The following is a 4,436-nucleotide window of genomic DNA, read 5'->3' as shown; positions in this document are numbered from 1 at the left end:
TAGCTTACCCTGACAGCAGAGCTTATAAAATACAATTTATGAGCAACTATTCAGGGTCTTATAGGGCTGGCTCAGCAGATGCAGAAACAGGTGATATATATTATGAATTTAATTTAACACCACATCCATTTTTAAATTTTTCATACTATTGTTTTGATTTAGCCACAGAATCTCTTGAACAGGTTGACGAAACAAAATTTACAGGAGGTAGTTATACTTTAACCGAAAGGAGATACCTTACTGATAAAAACAGGTTACAAGCATCTTTATTAGATAACCCATTAGTTTACATGGCCGAAAACTCTTATCAGATAGGAACATCAGAAAATGAAATTATTGGTATGGCAGCAGCCACGGAACCATTATCCGAAGGACAGCATGGGCAATTCCCATTGTATGTATTTACAACACAAGGAATAAAAGCGTTAGCACAAGGAAATACAGGTGATATCCTTTACTCAAATATCATAGATTTAAACGGAGAGGTATGCAACAATGCTGATTCTATATTAAGTGTTAAAGGTGGTGTTGCATTTACTACTGAAAAAGGATTAAAGCTTTTATCCGGGAGAGATGTTATTCATATATCGTTACCGGCAGAAGGGGACCCTAAAACCTACCTTACAAGCAATAGTTCATATGAATCGTACCTTAACAGCGAATACCTGGTTGATTTATACGATTACATTGGAGATACAGACCTGTTAACCTATTTAGCTTCGTCTGTTATTGCCTATGACAACTTGAATAACGAAATATTAATTAGCCATAGCAATGTAGCCGATAAAGGGTATATTTGGGTTTATAATATCGACTCCCAAACATGGTATAAAAGAACAGATATATTTTTTACACAGGTGATAAATACTTACCCATCTTATTTAGGTTATTACAATGGCATATTGTACGATTTAACTACTGAGTACGAGTACAACACTAAATATACTTCTGTACTAATCCAAACAAGACCTATAAAATTAGGAACCAATAACCGGAAAAGGGTTGACCGGATAGTACAACGATGTAACTTAAACGTTAAAGAGCTAACAAAATCAGGGTTTTATGTTTTTGGCAGTATTGACGGAAACTCTTACTCATTTATGCGTGGCGTTCAGCCGGATGCCGATGGTACGTTCTTTGATATCATGAGTAAAAGAATCCCTGCATCCGTACGATATATCATTATTGTTTTTGCCGGGCAATTAAAAGATTCAGAGATAACCTCTTTAGAAATAGAATTTGAAGAGAAATACAGTAACAAGTTAAGATAATCGTATGGTTGGGTGAGTTAAGAACCATCATAGATAAATAAGCACCAAAACAGGGTTGATAGCCCTGTTTTTTTTATATGTTAATAAATATGTTTGCTTTTTGTTCCTAAAGGGTTTAAATTTGTTTAAAAGCTTATTATTATGAAAAAGATTATCACATTTCTGTTTTTAACAGTAGTTATGAGTTCCTGCGGAGTAGTTCAGGTAACAACAAACCCTAATACGACAATCAACAGAAACTCCGCTGTAACAATTGCTCAAGAAGAAGATATGAGTGGAACGGTGGGAGAATTAAATCACCTTTTATTCTCCAAAGGATTTAAAGTTATTTCATACTCGACAGCCAAAAAAGCAGTTAAGTATAAAGACCAAAATAAAGGAGATGATTGGGTTAATAACGAGACAGAGGCAGAAATATACTCTGTAACAGAGTTAAACTCTATTTACGCCTTAGAAATGAATTACACGTACTACTATGATGTTTTATACTGGGCTTATAGAAACTTCTCGGCCCGGTTAGTTGATTTAGAAACCGGAGAGATTGTTATGTCAGCATATTTCAGAGGAGATAGATCGGTACGTTCTGTTTTGAATGAGCTTGTTAATAAAATGGATGAGCAGGTTCGTTAACCTCTAATATTTTAACAAATAAAAAAAAGCCTCCCGGTTAAGGAGGCTTTAATTTTTAAAGGCATCGAATTCGACTGGTTTAAATTAAATTTATAGTCTTAAAATTATTTAATAAAACATAAAGCGTTTTAGCCTGTTTTTTAGTTATTGTTATTTTACGGTTTTCTCTATAAAATATTATCTCTAATTCTTCATCCGATAACACTAATTCCATTTCTTTTTCTTTTTTACTCATGATATATTTTTTAAGTTAAAACAACCGGAACTTTACCATGCCTTTTGTGCCATTCTTTCCTAAGAACCTTTTTAAATTGAGCGTATGAGTTTACAAAACCCATTTCAATAAATCGGCACATATCTCTTTCGAGTTGTTGTAAATCATTTTCCTGTTCAGAAGTGGCTTTATTCCTTAAACCTTTCTCATGGTCGTCAAATACTACAAAGTTTAACATTTTGCCTACTTCACTCCATTCAACGTCGCTAAACTTACCAAGAGCATTGCATAACTTCCTGTAATTGTCTCCGGCATCGTGGCGAAATTTTATAAGCTGGTCATAAATAAATTTTATTACTTGAACCTTAAATTTAGGGTTAATCCACATAGCAAAATCAATAAAAAGGTACGGATGCATCCATACTTCATCTCTTGTTTGACCTATTTTAGTTTTTCTACCTTTCTTGATCTTAACTGATTGATTATCAGTGTGGCAATTTTCTCCCTTTGGCTCTATCTCTGAAATATTGAGTTCTTCTATAAATTCCTTTGTCTTGTCAGAATTTAAAAATACATCCATCCTTCTCCTTTTGTTTGAAGGCATTTTGTTCCATTGAGTAAGTAATAAATTAGCATCAAAGTAACCATCACTTGTTCGTTGAATAACATTGAAGTTATCTAACTTTCTAATCATATTCTGATTTGTTTTCATGGTTTTTCTTTTTAAGTAAACACACCGTTACAGGCTTTAACTGTCATTGGCTTTTCACTCCCGGTGCGTTTATTGAATTATAATCCTTTTCCCAATAAAAATAATTGATTACATCCCAGTTTTCTAAATGCCTGGGATGTTGCTTAATATCTAAATTTTTACTGTGGTACACTTTTACTCCCTCCTCTTCATATACTAATTTTAAATGTTCATCGTGCGAATTAAATTTATCCGCATAACTCGTTAATAGTAATATTAAAGGGATTAACAAACTTTTTCTTTTTATCATAAGTCGATTCATTAATTAATACTCGGATTCTCATTCTCATTAAAAGTTCTTCTAATTCCTCATTAGTACATTCTTGTTTTTCCTCTGAGAAATAATAAACTTTTGGAGGAACCGAAACACCAGTTTTAAATACATCGGTGTAAACAATAAGGGCACCATCATCTAAACCAAAATATACGTATTTGTAACTCGACAAATCGAATACAATGTAATTGCTTATTACAGTGCCTTCTTTCTTTAAAATCTCAACAATCTCTTCTTTCATAGCTTTTATAAGTTTTAGTGTTATAATATCTTTACTGAATACTTGTCTAAATTAAACAGGGCCTTCTTCCCGGAAACAATGATTACTGCAAACCAACTATTAACACCTGACCTTTTTACCTCAGAAGGTTCTATTAACCGAACAAAATGTCCCTCTAAACTCTTGTAACCTCCAAATACTAAACATCTTAACGTATCTGTTTCATTTGTTTCACTTGTTTTAAGACTGCGTTTTATTATTTCAGGGTTCTGTTTCACGATTTTGGAGCTCCGTTTCATTTTATTCCTGTTTTAATTTTTTTTTATTCTTTTAAATCATTTATTCTCATTGACTTTTTGAGCGTTTCATTTTATTTTTTTACTTCAATTATTGTAAACGAATCACTCTTTTTGCGCAAGTCGGTAGTAATTTGATATTCTTTGCCGTTGTCATCCCAAGTCGATAAATAGCAGTATTGTTTTCCATAATTAGAAATTCTTCCGGCACTTATAACTGACTCAACAATATATATTGCATCTAAGTCCGTTAAATCTGTCTTATTATTAATTATTATTCTGTTCATAATTAATCGTTTTGTCTTTTCAGTTCATCAACCAAACAATCAATAAGCGCAATAGCAGTGTCTTTTTTTAATCCGGTAACAGATGATATTACCTTGTTTTTAGTTACTTCGTGGTGAGAAAGTTTGGGTAGGGATTTATCAAATACATCTATCTTGACAAATAAGTTTTCTCCTCTTGTAAATACTGTTACCCTCTTGTTTTCAAGTTTAACGGAAGTAGCGTTTAAATACTGTTCTTTTCGTTGCATGGTTAATCAAATTAATAGTCAATAGCACTTTTGTTATCATCTATTTGTATCTCATAACTATCGAAACTACTACCTCCTGTAGTTGCAAACCCGGATATTTTCTTTAGTGTTATTCCTTTCTCTTTTGCAGCTTCTATAAATACTTTTAGTATTTTCTGCTCAAGAGATTCACTTTTATCGGAATGCATAAATTTTATCATTGACTTTCCGTTTGTATCTAAGCTTAATTCAAATTCTGCTTTCAT

The 4,436-nt window shown here is 32.5% G+C and carries 9 protein-coding genes; 2 read left to right on the top strand and 7 right to left on the bottom strand.

The genetic code is table 11. The features are described from left to right. Both VJ881_09165 and VJ881_09160 read left to right on the top strand, forming a co-directional pair. On the top strand, nucleotides 1-1,271 hold a 1,271-nt coding region (locus VJ881_09165), incomplete at its 5' end, for a hypothetical protein (protein ID HKL76222.1). Between the two features lie 180 nt (nucleotides 1,272-1,451). Then, nucleotides 1,452-1,901 carry a hypothetical protein gene (locus VJ881_09160; protein HKL76221.1) on the top strand — a complete coding sequence of 150 codons (450 nt, stop codon included), beginning with the start codon at nucleotides 1,452-1,454 and terminating at the stop codon, nucleotides 1,899-1,901. Nucleotides 1,902-1,980: 79 nt separating this feature from the next. Here VJ881_09160 and VJ881_09155 read toward each other — a convergent pair whose 3' ends face one another. The 7 genes from VJ881_09155 to VJ881_09125 all read right to left on the bottom strand — a co-directional run. Then, nucleotides 1,981-2,136, bottom strand: coding sequence for a hypothetical protein (locus VJ881_09155; GenBank protein ID HKL76220.1), 156 nt, complete (start codon nucleotides 2,134-2,136; stop codon nucleotides 1,981-1,983). 10 nt (nucleotides 2,137-2,146) lie between these two features. Beyond that, complete coding sequence (locus tag VJ881_09150) at nucleotides 2,147-2,827, bottom strand: KilA-N domain-containing protein (GenBank protein ID HKL76219.1); 681 nt, start codon at nucleotides 2,825-2,827, stop codon at nucleotides 2,147-2,149. A 43-nt stretch (nucleotides 2,828-2,870) separates the two neighbouring features. Further along, on the bottom strand, nucleotides 2,871-2,999 hold the full coding sequence (locus VJ881_09145; protein HKL76218.1) for a hypothetical protein: 129 nt from the start codon (nucleotides 2,997-2,999) through the stop codon (nucleotides 2,871-2,873). 55 nt (nucleotides 3,000-3,054) lie between these two features. Beyond that, complete coding sequence (locus VJ881_09140) at nucleotides 3,055-3,381, bottom strand: hypothetical protein (GenBank protein ID HKL76217.1); 327 nt, start codon at nucleotides 3,379-3,381, stop codon at nucleotides 3,055-3,057. Between the two features lie 20 nt (nucleotides 3,382-3,401). Next, a complete protein-coding gene (locus VJ881_09135; GenBank protein HKL76216.1) occupies nucleotides 3,402-3,638 on the bottom strand; it encodes a hypothetical protein in 237 nt (78 codons plus the stop codon). A gap of 307 nt (nucleotides 3,639-3,945) precedes the next feature. Then, the gene (locus VJ881_09130; protein ID HKL76215.1) at nucleotides 3,946-4,191 is read right to left on the bottom strand and encodes a hypothetical protein; all 246 of its coding nucleotides are present in this window, start codon (nucleotides 4,189-4,191) and stop codon (nucleotides 3,946-3,948) included. A gap of 11 nt (nucleotides 4,192-4,202) precedes the next feature. Further along, nucleotides 4,203-4,436, bottom strand: a 234-nt coding sequence (locus VJ881_09125) for a hypothetical protein (protein ID HKL76214.1), incomplete at its 5' end; no start/stop codon positions are given.

This window comes from Halanaerobiales bacterium, assembly GCA_035270125.1.
Taxonomy (GTDB): Bacteria; Bacillota; Halanaerobiia; order Halanaerobiales; family DATFIM01; genus DATFIM01.
The sequence above is the reverse complement of the archived record's forward strand: the minus strand, read 5'-3'. Positions and strand labels throughout refer to the sequence as shown.